The sequence below is a fragment of the Acinetobacter sp. WCHAc060033 genome (assembly GCF_004209125.1).
In the GTDB taxonomy this organism is placed as follows: Bacteria; Pseudomonadota; Gammaproteobacteria; order Pseudomonadales; family Moraxellaceae; genus Acinetobacter; species Acinetobacter wuhouensis.
On the sequence record NZ_SGSW01000008.1, the window covers coordinates 57,529 to 73,509 of the forward strand.

15 protein-coding genes are annotated in these 15,981 nt (G+C 37.1%); 8 read left to right on the forward strand and 7 right to left on the reverse strand.

The window, feature by feature from the left end; genetic code table 11:
* Positions 1 to 127 precede the first annotated feature (127 nt).
* From EXE10_RS05020 to EXE10_RS05035, 4 genes are all read left to right on the forward strand, one after another.
* Positions 128 to 1,270: a hypothetical protein gene (locus EXE10_RS05020; RefSeq protein WP_130112567.1), complete on the forward strand. Its 1,143-nt coding sequence runs from the start codon at positions 128 to 130 to the stop codon at positions 1,268 to 1,270.
* A 71-nt stretch (positions 1,271 to 1,341) separates the two neighbouring features.
* Entirely contained in the window at positions 1,342 to 2,568 is a 1,227-nt protein-coding gene (locus EXE10_RS05025) for a TPM domain-containing protein (RefSeq protein WP_130112568.1), read from the forward strand.
* Positions 2,568 to 3,755: a TPM domain-containing protein gene (locus tag EXE10_RS05030; RefSeq protein ID WP_130112569.1), complete on the forward strand. Its 1,188-nt coding sequence runs from the start codon at positions 2,568 to 2,570 to the stop codon at positions 3,753 to 3,755. The genes EXE10_RS05025 and EXE10_RS05030 overlap by 1 nt, the downstream gene beginning before the upstream one ends.
* Positions 3,755 to 5,029 carry a TPM domain-containing protein gene (locus tag EXE10_RS05035; protein WP_130112570.1) on the forward strand — a complete coding sequence of 425 codons (1,275 nt, stop codon included), beginning with the start codon at positions 3,755 to 3,757 and terminating at the stop codon, positions 5,027 to 5,029. Before EXE10_RS05030 ends, EXE10_RS05035 begins: the two co-directional genes overlap by 1 nt.
* Before the next feature lie 31 nt (positions 5,030 to 5,060).
* Here the strand turns inward: EXE10_RS05035 and EXE10_RS05040 are convergent, their stop codons facing one another.
* A complete protein-coding gene (locus EXE10_RS05040) occupies positions 5,061 to 5,306 on the reverse strand; it encodes a hypothetical protein (protein WP_130112571.1) in 246 nt (81 codons plus the stop codon).
* Between the two features lie 258 nt (positions 5,307 to 5,564).
* Here EXE10_RS05040 and EXE10_RS05045 point away from each other — a divergent pair, with 258 nt between their 5' ends.
* Positions 5,565 to 6,383 (forward strand): MBL fold metallo-hydrolase, encoded by an 819-nt coding sequence (locus EXE10_RS05045; protein WP_130112572.1) that lies wholly within the window; start codon positions 5,565 to 5,567, stop codon positions 6,381 to 6,383.
* Complete coding sequence (locus EXE10_RS05050) at positions 6,376 to 6,957, forward strand: dual specificity protein phosphatase family protein (protein ID WP_130112573.1); 582 nt, start codon at positions 6,376 to 6,378, stop codon at positions 6,955 to 6,957. The genes EXE10_RS05045 and EXE10_RS05050 overlap by 8 nt, the downstream gene beginning before the upstream one ends.
* Positions 6,958 to 7,018: 61 nt before the next feature.
* Here EXE10_RS05050 and EXE10_RS05055 read toward each other — a convergent pair whose 3' ends face one another.
* The 5 genes from EXE10_RS05055 to EXE10_RS05075 form a co-directional block, all read right to left on the reverse strand.
* A complete protein-coding gene (locus tag EXE10_RS05055) occupies positions 7,019 to 8,002 on the reverse strand; it encodes an SPOR domain-containing protein (RefSeq protein ID WP_068974085.1) in 984 nt (327 codons plus the stop codon).
* Positions 7,993 to 9,303, reverse strand: a complete 1,311-nt coding sequence (gene folC / locus EXE10_RS05060) for a bifunctional tetrahydrofolate synthase/dihydrofolate synthase (RefSeq protein ID WP_130112574.1) — start codon at positions 9,301 to 9,303, stop codon at positions 7,993 to 7,995. The genes EXE10_RS05055 and folC overlap by 10 nt, the downstream gene beginning before the upstream one ends.
* Positions 9,300 to 10,196, reverse strand: coding sequence for an acetyl-CoA carboxylase, carboxyltransferase subunit beta (gene accD, locus EXE10_RS05065; RefSeq protein ID WP_068974087.1), 897 nt, complete (start codon positions 10,194 to 10,196; stop codon positions 9,300 to 9,302). The genes folC and accD overlap by 4 nt, the downstream gene beginning before the upstream one ends.
* Positions 10,193 to 10,996 carry a tryptophan synthase subunit alpha gene (gene trpA, locus EXE10_RS05070; protein ID WP_068974088.1) on the reverse strand — a complete coding sequence of 268 codons (804 nt, stop codon included), beginning with the start codon at positions 10,994 to 10,996 and terminating at the stop codon, positions 10,193 to 10,195. The genes accD and trpA overlap by 4 nt, the downstream gene beginning before the upstream one ends.
* Positions 10,997 to 11,847: 851 nt before the next feature.
* Complete coding sequence (locus EXE10_RS05075) at positions 11,848 to 12,876, reverse strand: AraC family transcriptional regulator (protein WP_130112575.1); 1,029 nt, start codon at positions 12,874 to 12,876, stop codon at positions 11,848 to 11,850.
* Between the two features lie 167 nt (positions 12,877 to 13,043).
* Between EXE10_RS05075 and EXE10_RS05080 the strand changes: the two genes are divergently transcribed.
* The gene (locus EXE10_RS05080; protein ID WP_130112576.1) at positions 13,044 to 13,919 is read left to right on the forward strand and encodes a metal-dependent hydrolase; all 876 of its coding nucleotides are present in this window, start codon (positions 13,044 to 13,046) and stop codon (positions 13,917 to 13,919) included.
* 63 nt (positions 13,920 to 13,982) lie between these two features.
* Positions 13,983 to 14,873, forward strand: a complete 891-nt coding sequence (locus tag EXE10_RS05085) for a metal-dependent hydrolase (RefSeq protein ID WP_130112577.1) — start codon at positions 13,983 to 13,985, stop codon at positions 14,871 to 14,873.
* A gap of 24 nt (positions 14,874 to 14,897) precedes the next feature.
* Here EXE10_RS05085 and EXE10_RS05090 read toward each other — a convergent pair whose 3' ends face one another.
* On the reverse strand, positions 14,898 to 15,893 hold the full coding sequence (locus EXE10_RS05090; protein ID WP_130112578.1) for a DUF2804 domain-containing protein: 996 nt from the start codon (positions 15,891 to 15,893) through the stop codon (positions 14,898 to 14,900).
* Positions 15,894 to 15,981: the final 88 nt, after the last annotated feature.

The following is a 15,981-nucleotide window of genomic DNA, read 5'->3' on the forward strand; positions in this document are numbered from 1 at the left end:
ATGACTTTTCGTTCTCTTATGAGAGCTCTTAAAAGTGTGGAAAGAATTAGACCTAAGTAATAAAAACTTGGGCTTTTTCTTATTTCTGTTTAAAATCTTTAAGAATATCTAAAAATATATGATAAAAATGCAACTATTAAAATATTCACTATTTCAAAATTTCTTCGTTTTCATTTTCACTCTATTGTTCAATGTAAGTACCTACGCCCTATCACCTGAGCTTTTACAACAACTTCAACAAGAAAATATAGTCGATACTACTTCAGGTCTTGCTCCACAAGAGATCCAATTACTTAAGTCTCAAAATGAAAAGCTTGAGAATGAACGTCATGTTTCGGTAAAAATACTCATCTTAAATGATGCATCAAAACAGATTGATGACCCAAAGCAATTAGATGAAATTTCAGACCAAATTAAAAGTTCAGAACCTAATATCGAAGATCATATCTTCATTTTAATTGGTAAAAAAGATCATATTAACCGCGTAATTTTAAATCATGATAATAAAAATATCGTCAACGAAACTCATGAATATGGAAACTATATTAGCCATAACAATAAGCTTACACCAATCGAATACATCATTTTAGAACCGCTTTTAAAAGAAAATAAATTGTACCCAGCCTTACAAGCATCTCAAACATATATAGAGGAAATTTCACTAAAACAGCAACCCAGCTATGAGACGTTTTATTATGACAAAAAACGGTATGAAGACAGCCTACAGGCGTACTACATTTTTTATATCAGTGGGGCTTTCGTTTTTTTGTTTTTCAGTATTGCACTGTGCCGATTTTTTTATCAAAGCATCAAAAACCACACAGAATTGGTCAACAAAGCTCAGAAAATGTACAATTTAAGTCTTTCTTCCACTAGCATGAATAAGTCTAAAATTTACATTTTTTCAGCCGTTTACTTAACATTTCACATACTCCTAAGCATTACACTCAGTGCTTACTACTTAGACTTAAATTTTTTATTTCTATTGATTAGCAATATCGCTATCTTGTTATTTTATTTATCAATACTTTGGTTTTCATCAGCAAAGACATTAGACGAAATTTTCAGTTTTAAGAAAGTATTAGGCACTACTGGGGTTATTTTTCTAATTACCATTATCTTTACTATTTTGCCAACGAGTAGTTTAGGTCTCTATTTCGTATTTATAAGTTTTATGATTATTGTTTCTTATTTTTACAACAAACTTATTTCATCTATTCTAAAGTATTTATTTAAGGTCGATAACTTTGATTTTCATTCAATATATTGAAGATACGGAGATCCATGTAACTTACGCAATTGATTATTTTAAATTAAACAAAATTCGGATAAACCATCCTTATGCAACATGATTATAAAACACTGTATCAGCAGTTGATTCTTTTTACCTGTACATTACTGCTCAGTGTCATCAGTCATGCCCTGTCACCTGAGCTTTTAAAACAACTTAAAAAAGAAAATATAGTCGATACCACACTGACGCTTTCGGACAATCAAATTGCTAAATTGAAAAGTCAAAATGAGCAACTCTACCAAGAGAAGAAAATTGATCTTAAAATTCTTATGATACCTTCTACAAATGACTTGTCTATTGAACAGTATACAAATAAAGTTTTTAATACACTTAAAATTGGTAATCAGAAGCTCGATAATGGTCTACTTTTAGTTGTTGCGAAAAATGACCATAAAATGCGTTTTGAAGTTGGTTATGGTTTAGAAGGTGATTTTCCAGATATTCAAGCAGGACGAATGATCCGTAATACCCTTGCACCAAATTTTAAAAATAATGATTATTATCAAGGTTTTTATCAGGTACAGCAGTCTCTTTTAAAACTCGATATTTTATTTAGCAACACCCTAGATAAGCAAAAAAATATACTGACTGCTTTCAATTTTTATGTGCAATTATTTTTATCCATTTTACTCTGTATTCCATTATATTGGTTGTATACAAGAGCAACTGTGAATTGGGGAACCAGTGCAGGATTCGGTATATTTACAGCATGTTTAGTTTTTGAGATATTTATACATATATTTATTTTTTCTTATTTGCAGACACCTAAAATTGCTTTTTTTATTTGCTCACTCATTCCACTTTATGCACCTTTATTAATACTTATATTCTTACCCAAAAATCAAAATCATAAATTGCTCAAATCTGTTTTATATAGTTTACCTCTACAGATTTTTTCAATATTTGGATTGGGGATCTTTTACTTTGTAGACTTTTTCCCAAAAGCTGCACTCGTTTTACTTCAATGTTTAGCCATCATTTTTATCTTAATTTTTTTACGCTATCTACAATTTTTATACCGCTTTCATCATCATACTGAAAATGCTTATCTCACTTCATTTTATAATCAATATCTAAAAGAAAAAGAACGTCAACAAGCGATTGATGAAGAATTTAAACGAACCAATGTAGCAAATCATTCAAACGATTCATCCTCAAGTAGTTCATCATCTAGTAGCAATAGTTCAAGTAACTCAAGTAGTAGTTCATCATCAAGCGATGATCGAGATTCAGGCGGAAGTTCTGGTGGTGGCGGAGCATCAGGGAGTTGGTAATGAACAAGTTTATCTATGTTTTTATTCTTCTTTGTATCACAACACTCAGTCATGCCCTGTCACCTGAGCTTTTACAACAACTTAAAAAAGAAAATGTGGTCGATACCACACAGACGCTTTCGGACAATCAAATTGCTGAATTAAAAAGTCAAAATGAGTATTTATATCAAGAAAAGAAAATTGATTTAAAAATCCTCATGGTGCCATCTACAGAAGGCGCTTCAATTGAACAATATGCTGAGAAAGTTTTTAATACAATTAAAATTGGAAATAAAAAACTCAATAATGGTCTACTTTTAGTCATCGCCAAAGATGATCGTAAAATGCGTTTTGAAGTGGGTTATGGTTTAGAAGGTGAGATTACCGATATTCAAGCAGGACGAATCATTCGCCATATACTTGCACCAAATTTTAAAAATAATGATTATTATTATGGAATAATTGCCGCACAACAAAGCATTGCACAATTAAGTGAAGGCTTTGTAATTACCGATAATGGTGGATATAGAGACAATCAACTAGAGCATGCGATCTTTATCTTCAAAACAAGTGTTAAATTATTATTTGGTATTTTGATCGTTTGGCTTTGGTTTTACGCCTTCAATAATACGGCTGGAAGTCGTGATGCTCGACAAGGGGTCGCATTTTTTGTCACCCTATTTTTCAGTCTTTTTTGCACTGTTTTTTTAAACGTAATTTTTGATCTTGGTTTTTGGTCTTTCATTGGCTTAAGTTTCTTATCAGCATTTTTCAGCGCAAGTATTTTTCCAAAATATCATCAACATCCTCGATTCAATCGCATTGTATTGATTTCATTAACTGTTATATTTTCAATTACACTCACTTATTTGATATTCTGCTATTTATTCAAATCACAAAAAGGAGCTGTCTCAGAAGATTTTTCAAATATTTTATCTTTTGCACTTTCCTTTGTTCCAACTATTTTGATGGTCGTTGTTGGAATGTTTATCAGTAATAAATTATTTTCAAATAAGAAAGAAGATCCCAAACGACTTCCAGACCCATTTCCAAACACTTCTCCGAGTTCCAATACAACAGATCGTTCTTCATCGAATCGCTCATCATCTAGCAATAGTTCAAGTCATTCTTCGAGCAGTTCATCATCAAGCAATGACCGTGATTCAGGCGGAAGTTCTGGCGGTGGCGGAGCATCAGGGAGTTGGTAATGAATAAGTTTATCTATGCTTTTATTCTTCTTTGTATCACAACACTCAGTCATGCCCTATCACCTGAGCTTTTACAGCGACTAAAAAATGAGAATATCGTTGATACAACGTCGACGTTGGATCAAGCACAGATTGAAAAACTTAAACAAAATAATGAGACTATTTTCAAACAAGAAAATATTGATCTGAAAATTTTGATGATTCCCTCTTTAGCGGGTGAGTCGATTGAACACACTGCCTTACAAGTCTTCAATACCATTAAAATTGGCAATGAAAAACAGGACAATGGTGTATTACTGCTCATCGCAAAAAATGACCGAAAAATGCGGATTGAAGTCGGTTATGGCTTAGAAGGCAAAATTACCGATATTCAATCTGGACGAATTATCCGCAATACACTCGCGCCGAATTTTAAAAATAATGATTACTATACAGGCATTGCACTTGCACAAAATCAGATAGGTCAAATACCAGACCTAGATATCTCACTTCCTCAAACTGTAGAAAATCTGCAACAGAATCAAAATGAAGAATTAGAGGCTTCATCTGAGAACAATTATGTCTATGTAAGCCCAAACACTGAAAATCCAGATACGATTTATTTAGATCAACCATCAAAACATTTCATGAATTACTTCATCGTACTGCTGTGGAATGTCATGGTTAGTGCGATCATCGTGATTTATTTTGCACCGATTTACCAAACACTCAAACAACGCAATATCAAAATCCAAGGCATGTCTTTGTTCATGATCATTTTTATGCCCATTCATCATTTATTTAGTTGGATCGTGACTGGCTTAAATTTCTTCTTACTTTTCGGTTTGTATGCACTTGTGCTTTGGCTAGTTGCTAAATTCAACCAACACTGGGATATTTATCAGCATTTCAAATATCGCTCTTTTTCTAAAAAAGGGGCATTAAAATACGCCAGTTTCTTTATCGTGATTCCACTCGGATTATCTTTCTTTCTTCCCAATACATTTATTCCAGTGGCTTTATTTTTCTCTTTTTGTCCTTTCTTACTATTTTTTCTATGGGCAATTATTGCCATAATCGCAAAACCTTATAAAGCGTATTATCCACCTGAATACCAAGAATGGTTTAAAGATGCCCCACCGAGCTCAAGCAATTCTTCATCATCTTCAAGCAGTTCATCCTCTAGCTCTAGTTCATCGAGCAGTAGCTCTTCGTCTAGTTCAAGCTCGTCTTCGAGTAGTAGTCGAAGCTCAGGTGGCGGTTCTGGTGGTGGCGGAGCATCAGGCGGTTGGTAAATAAACAGGGTTCAATAGGTTTTGATGCAACTCAAAACCCATGAAAAAGTTTATTCATATCCTTACAGACATAATCTTTAAAATGGTAAGCACGCGCATGTTTGGCATCAAACTTTGCCGTTAAATCGCCCTTTTGAAAAACATAAACCCGATCGTCTTTACTCACCAAAAATTCTGCACCTAGTTTCATCAATAAGGCATCAATTTTATCTTGATCTGCAATACTGTCATCGGCTGCAACTTTGTCATAATTACGTTTAATGCTTTTGATAAACATGTGATTGCTCGTACTGTGGGTTGAATAAATTAGAGGGTGCGATTTAAGCAGAAATACGAAGAAAAACCTATATTTTGCATGCTTATTTTATGATTTTCATCCGCTAAAGCGATGACAAGTACCAAATCAAAGGATGATCACTTAACTTGATTGAATTTTCAAATACTTAACAATTACATAAGCACATCATTTTTAAATTGGTATTTAGCTCAATTCAGTTTATAAACGATACAACAATCCTAAAAATAAATTTAGATTATGATTTACAACGTACATCATTTACATTGTGGAACCATGTGCCCTGTCTGTGCGCCTTTGTATGGACAAAAAGGCATTCATGCGAAAATGGTCTGTCATTGCCTGCTGATCGAAACAGATAAAGGACTGGTTTTGGTCGATACCGGTTTTGGGATGCAAGATTATTTGCATCCTCAAGCACGTTTAGGCAAACTTTTTTCAAAAGTGAGCGCCATTCAATCTGACTTTAATCTCACGGCAATTTCACAAATTCAAAAACTAGGCTTTAAACCATCCGATGTTAAACATATTTTGGTCAGCCATTTAGATCTTGATCATGCAGGTGGAATTTCAGATTTTCCACAAGCCACTATTCACATTTTATCCAGTGAATATAATGCCGCGCAAAAAATATCGGTCATGAATAAGTTACGTTATCGACCACAACAATTTAAAAATCACCGCTATTGGAATTTTCTAGAACCTCGAAATGGTGAAGCTTGGTTTAACTTTCACAAGGTACAAGGCTTTAATATTTTCAATGATGAAATTTTACTGATTCCACTGTTAGGACACACCACAGGACATTGTGGTATTGCCATTAAACAACAAACGGGATGGTTATTTTTCTGTGGCGATGCATATTACAGTCACTTAGAACTTGACCGTAAGAATAAGTTACCGCTTTTAGATAAACTTGAATTTGCCTTTGCTGAAAATAATTCTCTACGCTTAAAGACATTGTCTGAAATTCAAAACCTTGCACAAACAGAACCTCAAATCGACATCATTTGCGCACACGATCCTACTGACCTAGACCGATATATTCAAAATGCTTAATTCATTATTACGCTACACCATCATATTATCAGCCAGTGTACAACTCACGGCATGTATCACGACCTCTGCACTTCCTGATCATGAACGTCCACAGCAATGGGGAACACTGGTTAATCAGCAACATAATTTTTATCGCATCAGTGACACCGTATTTCGGAGTGAACAACCCAATGCCGAGATTATTCCTGAGCTGAAAAAGCATGATATTGATGTAGTGATTAATTTAAGAAGTCGTGATAAAGATAAAACCGCTCTTTCACAGCAAAATTTTCAATTGGTACATGTGCCAATTCATACTTGGGCACTGGATCGTAATAATCTGCTGTCGGTGATGAAAACCATCAAAACTGCAAAAAATAAAAACCAGAAAGTATTAATTCATTGTTATCACGGTTCTGATCGTACTGGTGCAAGTGTGGCGATGTATCGGATTATTTTCGAAAATTGGTCAACGCAGGATGCTCTGAATGAAATGAAATACGGCGGCTATGGTTTTCATCCAATTTGGGTCAATATTGAAAAGCAATTTAGCACTGAAAATATTCAATGGATTCGCCAACAACTCGCAATCTAAGACTCAAATACAAAAAAAACCTCTTTCAGAAAAAGAGGCTTTTTTGATTATTCAATGAGAATTAACGGCGATCTAAAGGCGTCCATTCATTCACCCAAGCCGATTTCATACCTAAACTCGCATCAGAATTAATTTTCTTACGCATTGCATCAGCGGCTTCACGATCTTTCGATGGACCGACCATGATACGAATCCCCTTCGATGTTGGGCTCTTGGTCACCTTATAGCCTTTGGCACGTAATTTTGCAGCAACAGCATCGGCATTGGCTTCATTGGCAGCCAGTGCCACCTGAACCATCCATTGCTTATCACCATTTTCCAATAAATCACGTGCTTTATCCGCTTCAGCCTTTTTCTTCTCGGCTTCTTGAGCTTTACGTTTTTTCTCAGCGGCTTCATCAGCAGCTTTTTTATCTGCTGCTTTCTTTTCAGCAGCTTTCTTCTCTGCTTCAGTTTTACGCTGTTCTTCAGCTTTACGTTTCTTTTCTTCTGCTGCTTTTTTCTCTGCATCTGCGGTAGCTTGACGCTTCTGCTCAGCTAACTTTTTTTCAGCATCAGCTTTTTGTTTGGCTTGTGCATTTTGCTGTTCAAGTTTTTTCTGTTCTGCTGCTTTTTGTTGCGCTTTGGTTTTTTCATCCTGAACGAGTTCAGGTGGAATGTCTGTACCTTCTTGAGCAGCGGCACCACGTCTTGCATTGGCAGCCGCATATTCTTCGGCAGCTTTACGTGCTGCTTCTGCTTCCGCTTGTTGTTGCATACGTAAGAATTCGGCAGCTTTGGCTTCTTGTTCAGCCACAGCTTTTTCACGAGCACGTTTTTGCTCTTCAAGCAAACGTTTTTCCGTTGCGACATCTACTGTTAATGGTTGTAACTGTACGGGTGCACCCGCAGGTTCAACCTTTTTCGGCTGTACTTGCCCAGCCTGTGGTGCCGTTTGATTTTGGTGAATTTCTTCTTTGCCTTTGAGAAGCAATGCTGCCAATAAAACGCCACCACTCAATAAAACAACACCGCCCATCCAGCGTTGTTTGTTATTCATTGACATTCTTCTAAATACTCCCAGACCGCTTCTAAGGTATGAAACGAACCACACACCAAAATCAGCTGATTATTATTGGTTTCTGCAAGCGCTGATTTAAATGCTGCTTGTACACTATTAAATTGTTCAACTGTCTCACCCTGCAAAGCAGCTTGCAATTGCTCCATTGACGCTGCACGAGGCACAGTGAGTGGTGCAATTTTCCACTTTAATACAGTATTTTTCAATAACTTGACCACAGAATCTATATCCTTGTCAGACAGCATTGAAAAAACAGTGATAACTTCTGTGTACTGTTTATTGTATTCTAAGAATTTTCGCAATTGCTTTAACAAAAAATCAACACCATGCGGATTATGTCCCGCATCAAAAATAACAGTTTTTTCTTGTGTTTTTGTGAATTTATCTTGAATTGTTCGTATTTCAAAACGCCCTTGTAACTGCGCATTTTGAATTCCTTGAGCAATGGATTGCTGTGAAACTTTTAACCCACTCACTAAAATTGCAGCCACAGCAGTCGAAATATTTTCAATTGCCAAATGACCCAATGGTAATTTTAAAGTCACACCAGAACCCGCAAAGTCCCACGTTTGACCATCACTTGAATCTTTGTAGAAATAATCACGACTTACGGCATAGAGTTTTGCACTACATTCATTCGCTTTATTCTGAATGGCTTGCGGAAGTTCTTGTACACCGCCAAAAACCACAGGAATATTGGGGCGAATGATTCCTGCTTTTTCAAAAGCAATTTTTTCAATGGTATCGCCTAACCAATCGGTATGATCTAAACCAATATTGGTGATGACTGCGACATCAGGATCAATGACATTGACCACATCTAAGCGACCACCTAAACCGACTTCAAGCACCCAGACATCACATTGCTTTTGTTTAAAAATGACAAATGCAGCCAGTGTTGTGGCTTCAAAAAATGATAGGGATAAATCACAGATACGACGTGCTTGATCGACTTGAACAAAGGCATCAATTAAGGTTTGATCATCAACCTCTTGCCCTGCCAGTTTGACACGTTCATTAAAACGATAAATATGCGGTGACTGATATAAGCCAACATTGAAACCTTGTGCATTGAGAATGGCAGCAAGCGTTGTTGTCGTTGAGCCTTTACCATTGGTTCCAGCAACCGTTAAAACCTTTGCATTGGGCTTCATGACACCCAATTGTTCAGCCACAGGAATGACGCGCTCTAAGCCTAAATCAATCCCTGTAACGTGAACATGGCTCCAATAATCGAGCCATGTTTGTAAATCATCAGTATTTAATGGTGCTGTTTGGTTGTTCAAGGCAAATTCATCAGTTTCGCTACAATACGATATACAGTATCACGTAATGCATGACGATGGACAATTTGATCGACTACACCATGATCAAGCAAGAATTCTGCACGTTGGAACGGTTCTTCCAGTTTTTCACGTACAGTTTGTTCGATCACGCGCTTACCTGCGAAACCGATCATTGCTTTAGGTTCTGCAATATGTACATCACCGAGCATTGCCAATGATGCGGTTACACCACCGTATACTGGATGAGTTAACACCACGATATAAGGTAAATGTGCATCTTTCATTTTTTGAATCGCGGCAGAAGTACGTGCCATTTGCATCAAAGACAACATGCCTTCTTGCATACGCGCACCGCCAGAAGCAGCAAAACAGATCAATGGTTGTTTATCTTTAATGGCTTTTTCCGCAGCTTGGACAAAACGGTCACCAACTACAGTCCCCATAGAACCGCCCATGAAGTCAAATTCAAAGGCACATGCAACCATAGAAATATTTTTAACTTGTCCTTGCATCACCACAAGTGCTTCAGTTTCACCTGTTTTTTCCTGCGCTTCTTTCATACGCTCTGGATAAGGTCGGCTGTCGACAAACTTTAATGGATCTTTAGCTAAAAACTGTTGACCCAATTCAGAACTAACATTGTCAAAGAACCAATTTAAACGATCACGTGCTTTCATTTTCAAATGTTCATCACATGATGGGCAAACATAGGCATTGAAAGACATCGCAGTACGCGTCACAAGTGCATGACATTCAGGGCACTCAATGGTCGGTTCAGTAAACGTCGCTTTAAGTGTCTGTTGTTGGTCAGGCATATGAATGCCTGGAACTGTGCGATCTGTCCACGGCGTGGTTGCGCTGAGGATTTTCCCTGATTTCACTTCTTGATTCATACTAACTCATCGAGCGCTGCTCGAAGCTCCTTGACTTTATTCACCGCGGCTTCAGCGGCTTGTTCTGGTGCAAGATTTGCAAATGGTTTAACAAAAGCACTACCGACAATCACAGCATCGGCAACTTGACCCACTGCTTTTGCAGAAGCTGCATCACTGATCCCAAAACCAACACCGACAGGAATATCTGTCACCTGTTTGATTTTTTCAATACGTGCTGCCACTTCTGTGGTATCCAATGTTGCTGCACCTGTTACACCTTTTAATGACACATAGTAAATAAAACCACTGGCTTGATTCACTACATGTTGAATACGCTCATCAGTCGATGTTGGTGCAAGCAAGAAAATTTGATTCATATCGTACTTTTGTAAGACTGCATCTAAATCTTTTGCTTCTTCTGGTGGTAAATCCACAAGAAGTACACCATCTACACCACAGTCATTCGCATAAGCCACAAACTTTTCATAACCAATCACTTCAACTGGGTTTAAATAGCCCATTAAAACAACAGGTGTTGTGGTATCTTTTTGACGAAATTCTTTGACCATATTCAAAGCATCAAGGGTATTGGTACCTGCTGCGAGCGCACGCTCTGCTGCAAGTGCAATCACTGGACCATCTGCCATTGGATCGGAAAATGGTAATCCAAGTTCTACAACGTCTACGCCCGCTTCAACCATTTGATGTAACAACGGTACAGTTACATGTGGTTGAGGATCGCCCGCCATAACATAAGAAACCAAAGCCTTACGCTGTTGAGATTTAAGCTGTGCAAAACGAGTGGCTAAACGTGACATAGGGTTGTACATTCCTTGAATTGTTTAAACTTGAGGAGTTTTAGATGAATAAATTGTTTGGAAGACTTTAGAATACATTGACTTATTCTTTTCATCATCCAAATGTATAAATACAAGACATCGCCCAGCATTGTAACGCTATTTTTTACCCAAAGGATAGAGTCACATGAACGCCGAAACGTATCTGTTTTATATCACAACTCTGCATCAAAAATCATAAAACAACCCACGGGTACATTTAGCGCTATTTTCAAAAACAGAACAATGATCAAAGCTACCTATTTTCAAGCATTAAACAAAGTGAGTTATTTTAAATAAAATAAATATAAATCATACATATACAATAAAATCATTCGATTAAAATATGATGCTTATTTTTCTAAAAATTGCAAAAGCTATTTATTCTCATTGCCATCGAAGGATTTATTTCAGGCAAAATAGAAAATTAAGCAACTGATGTTACGCAGAAAGTATATTTTAGGACACGCCTACTTTTAAGGTTTGAGTGGCTCATTATCGTCGATGAATATCACTAAACAATTGGTGATTGTGATTTCAAATCAGTAGTGCTATCGCGTTAGGCGACAGGGATTTCGCCGTTGGACATGAGGAATATATTCCGAAGACAGGAGATCTTGCGAAGCTTTGCTTTTCATATCCAACAAGGGATTTTGGTTACCTTACGAAATATATTCCTCATCCTTCAAAGTGACAAACGCCTACCCAAAGCAATTCAAACTTTGCAAGGCAGATGGGGCTGTGCTAGCTTAAGAATATTGTTATAAAAATTTTGAGCACTCTCAGTTTTAGACGTAGTTTAAATGCGTAACATCAATTTTTAATAAACCTATTTATTTCAACTGCTGTTTTTTCTGCAACAAAGTCTGCCCACTAAACGCTTTATACGCTCTCGCCAAAGCAGACTGATCAGAATACCCCAAACGCATCGCAATATCGGTCAACTGCACATGACTTTCCAATAACTGCTCACAACGTTTCATTCTTTCAACTTCAACAATCTTTTTAAATGAGCTGTCTAATTCACTTAATTGACGCTGTAAAGTACGGGTTGAAATATGTAATTCCTGTGCAATATCTTCAATTTTTGGTGCCTGTTCTTTAAGTTTTAAATATTCAGCCACAATCAAATGTAACTTATCGACCAATGTTTCATACTTTTGCTTAGATGCAATCGCTTCCTCAGCTTGTCTCACCAGAAGTTGCATCAAAGACGGATCCGCTTGCTGGATTTTAAGATTTAAGCCCTCTAAACCCAAAACAAAACGATACTCAGGCTGATTAAACAGCACCTCACAATTGTAAAACTTTTGATAATGGTAAATCGCCTTTTGCGGTGGATGCGCAAAATGCACACTCAACAATGGAAATTGATCTGCGGGAACAATTTTACGTGCCAAATGCATCATCAACGCATTGGTAAACTCATTGATTAAAATATAGCGCTCATGATGAAAAGGCCAAATCAAGTGAACATCTGTCCCTTGTTGCACCATTTGCATCGGAATAATTTCATCCCCATCGATCACTAAACGGCTAAATCGCAACACATTTTGCAGTGCTTCAGCGACAGTCGTACTCCGCGAAGCCATATAGCCCAACACACCAAAATGCTCAGGGCGTACATATTCCGCAATTTCAAAAACCAATTGTGGACAATCCAAAGCCTGTTTGGTCTTTTCCATCAACTGATGGAAGAATAAATAGGAAGATTGGGTATCTATAGGCAGGGATAAAATTTCAAGTAAGCGTGTTTTTTCATCAACATTGAGAAAATCAAGTGTTGCTATTTCCATTCCTCGTTCAGACACAAACATCTGCCAAAGATGAAAATAACCATTCGGAATCTGTAAATCTTGCATTTTCCTACACTCTTTTAATTCTTAGGATCAATTTATCGTACTGATCATTTTGACATTACACATTTTCATTCTGTCGTAAAATGTATAAAAATTGGCAACATCTGTCAAAACAAACTTGTAAATAAGCGACATACTGAAATCATCTAAAGTGATGCAAGTAAAACAAAATGAATGCATTAGTGAAATATCAAGTTGATCCTGTGGTTCGCACCAAGCTCGACTTTAAACTAGAAGAAGTACCACGCTTCTGGTTCGGTGGTGATCCATTCCGTACTCGATTATTTGACGCACTCAGCCTGACCTTTCCAGATGGTGAGCGTTACTTTATCGAAAGTGTGCGTTTATTTCGTGACAAAATCACTGATCCTGATTTGCAACAACGTGTTGCCGATTTTATTCGCCAAGAAGCCCAACACGGTCTTGCCCATGACAAAATGAATCAAGTCATGAAAGATCAAGGCATGCCTGTTGATCAATTCATTACTTTTTTACATAAAATTTTTAAATTTGAACTGACGCAACGTTCGCCACAATACAACATTGCCATGACTGCTGCGGCTGAGCATTTGACCGCATTAATGGCAGATACTTTTTACAGTAAAAAAGAAACCTTAGCTGAAGCTCATCCTTATGTCCGTGCCTTGCTCGCTTGGCATTCTATTGAGGAAATGGAACATCGTGATGTGGCATTTGATGTGATGAAACAAGTCGGTGAAGTTCCGGAAAATTTAAGAAAGTTCACCTTGGCTTTTACCACATTTATGATGATTAATTTCACACTCTACCGTGCCAATATCATGTTAAGGCATGATGGTTTTAGTCGTATAGAACGTTTGAAAATGGCAGCCAAAGGCTTGCCGTGGTTCTTTGGTCAGAAAGGCATTTTTTCTGCCATGAAAACTGAATATATGGATTGGTTTAAAAAAGATTTTCACCCCAGTCAGCATCCTGTTATTCGTCAATACCAAGTTTGGGTGGATACCATGGCTGAAACCAATGATCCAATCCAAGCGGGTGAAGCTTTTTGGCAAGCAGGTTTATAACAACTCAATGATGTAAATCATAAAGCTTGGTTTAAATTTTGAATAATTGCGAGAAATAAAACAATGAATGCATATGTAAAAGGAAAAAATGAACAACATCAGGTTGATCCTGTTGTTCGTAGCAACCTCGATTTTAAATTAAATGAAGTGCCCCGCTTTTGGTTCAATAATGATCCATTCCGCACTCGAATGTTTGATGCTCTAAGCCTGACCTTTCCCGTCGGTGAGCGCTATTTCATTCAAAGTGTTCGTGCGCTTCGTGACAAAATTACCGATGCTGACTTACAGCAGCGTGTTTCAGATTTTATTAAACAAGAAGCTCAACACGGTATTGCCCATGACAAAATGAATGAGGAAATGCAACGCCAAGGCATGCCTGTTGATCAATTTGTTAAATTCATGAGTGCTCATTTTGATCATATTTTAAAAAATCGATCTAAGCAGTACAACATTGCCATGACCGCTGCAGCTGAACATTTGACAGCACTGATGGCTGAAACCTTTTACAGTAAAAAAGCAACCTTAGCGGAAGTTCATCCTTTTGTTCGTGCTTTGTTTGCGTGGCATGCCATTGAAGAAATGGAACATCGTGATGTGGCTTTTGATGTCATGCAAGAAGTTGGTGAAGTTCCCGAGTATTTAAGGAAATTTGCTTTGGCTTTTACCACGGTACTGATGTTTGGTTTTACCTTTTATCGTACCAATATCATGCTAGGCTATGACGGTTTTACTCGCATACAACGTGCAAAAATGGCAATAAAAGGTTTACCTTGGTTCTTTGGTAAAGACGGAAAATTATCCGCTATGCGTGAACAATATATGGATTGGTTTAAACCTGACTTTCACCCGAGCCAGCATCCTGTTATTCGCCAGTATAAAGTTTGGGTGGACACTTTGGCAGAAACCGATGACCCGATTGCAGCAGGTGAAGCATTCTGGAAAGCTGCGCTTTAATCAAATCAAAATATTAGAACAACATTACCACTTGGCATAATGTTGTTCTAATAAACCATACTCATGATTTAACTGAATAATCTCACCATTTTCCATCTCTATTGAGCCACTAATTCGTGATTGCCACTGACTAAATTGACTACCAATTAATCTCAAATTTAAATTTTCAAATCTCCGCCAACCTGTTTCGACCGTTAGATTTAACCGCTGATCCAAAGAGCGAATTGACCAAACATTATTGTCTATCTTTTCAAATAATACGTCTGCAATTGCAAATAATTGACCATTCACCCAAAGACAATTTTCATTGCCAAAACTTTCATTGACACCCGAAGCAAGGTTTAACCCAATCCGATGACCATTTTGATCCCAAAAATTACACGACAACCAAAACCATGCCGTTTCTGGTCTTAAAAAGCCACAAGTATCATCTAATGAAGCTAAAGTTTTCTCATTAAAATGAATGATCTCTTTATTTTTATTAATAAAAAAACCTTCAACAGCCAAAGTGGTTTTCTTCTGTGTATATGTCCAACCATTGATGCCATTTGGACTACATAAACTTAATGGCTCAGTGCCTGCACAAAAAATTCGTGCTTTAAGTTGCACCTCTCCATGACGTGTCGCTTGTATATAACGCACCCCATTGGCATGTTGTATTTCAAATTCAAAAGGCGACTTACTAAAATAACTATGGCTATACTGTGGTTGTTCATCCAAAACAGTACCACGACCTAAAATCGTATTGGCATTCCATTCTAAAACTTCATCATTTGAATGGTTATAGAAATAAATAAAACCATGACCTGCCCATCCAATATCAGCAATGGCGATGCCAATCGAATAGTGTTCATGCTGAATGCTACAAAATTTAAATTTCTTATATTTTAATTGCTTGCGCCAACCTGTTAAGGTCTTTCCATAAGGGGTTTTATAAATATATTGATCTACGCCAATCACAGATGGAAGCTCCTTGAAACGCCCATAACGTGGTTGACCATTACTTTGTATTAAATCCATGTGAATTCCCAATCCTTTATTTAAGGGAAATTATTAGACTTTAGTCGATCTTTTGATTATTACTATTTTTAGCTATTTAGCAACATCC

Excerpts from the sequence above, each read along its gene's own strand:
- EXE10_RS05020 (WP_130112567.1), top strand. The coding sequence starts at position 128 with ATGCAACTATTAAAATATTCACTATTTCAAAATTTCTTCGTTTTCATT.
- EXE10_RS05025 (WP_130112568.1), top strand. The coding sequence starts at position 1,342 with ATGCAACATGATTATAAAACACTGTATCAGCAGTTGATTCTTTTTACC.
- EXE10_RS05030 (WP_130112569.1), top strand. The coding sequence starts at position 2,568 with ATGAACAAGTTTATCTATGTTTTTATTCTTCTTTGTATCACAACACTC.
- EXE10_RS05035 (WP_130112570.1), top strand. The coding sequence starts at position 3,755 with ATGAATAAGTTTATCTATGCTTTTATTCTTCTTTGTATCACAACACTC.
- EXE10_RS05040 (WP_130112571.1), bottom strand. The coding sequence starts at position 5,306 with ATGTTTATCAAAAGCATTAAACGTAATTATGACAAAGTTGCAGCCGAT.
- EXE10_RS05045 (WP_130112572.1), top strand. The coding sequence starts at position 5,565 with ATGATTTACAACGTACATCATTTACATTGTGGAACCATGTGCCCTGTC.
- EXE10_RS05050 (WP_130112573.1), top strand. The coding sequence starts at position 6,376 with ATGCTTAATTCATTATTACGCTACACCATCATATTATCAGCCAGTGTA.
- EXE10_RS05055 (WP_068974085.1), bottom strand. The coding sequence starts at position 8,002 with ATGTCAATGAATAACAAACAACGCTGGATGGGCGGTGTTGTTTTATTG.
- accD (WP_068974087.1), bottom strand. The coding sequence starts at position 10,196 with ATGAATCAAGAAGTGAAATCAGGGAAAATCCTCAGCGCAACCACGCCG.
- trpA (WP_068974088.1), bottom strand. The coding sequence starts at position 10,996 with ATGTCACGTTTAGCCACTCGTTTTGCACAGCTTAAATCTCAACAGCGT.
- EXE10_RS05075 (WP_130112575.1), bottom strand. The coding sequence starts at position 12,876 with ATGCAAGATTTACAGATTCCGAATGGTTATTTTCATCTTTGGCAGATG.
- EXE10_RS05080 (WP_130112576.1), top strand. The coding sequence starts at position 13,044 with ATGAATGCATTAGTGAAATATCAAGTTGATCCTGTGGTTCGCACCAAG.
- EXE10_RS05085 (WP_130112577.1), top strand. The coding sequence starts at position 13,983 with ATGAATGCATATGTAAAAGGAAAAAATGAACAACATCAGGTTGATCCT.
- EXE10_RS05090 (WP_130112578.1), bottom strand. The coding sequence starts at position 15,893 with ATGGATTTAATACAAAGTAATGGTCAACCACGTTATGGGCGTTTCAAG.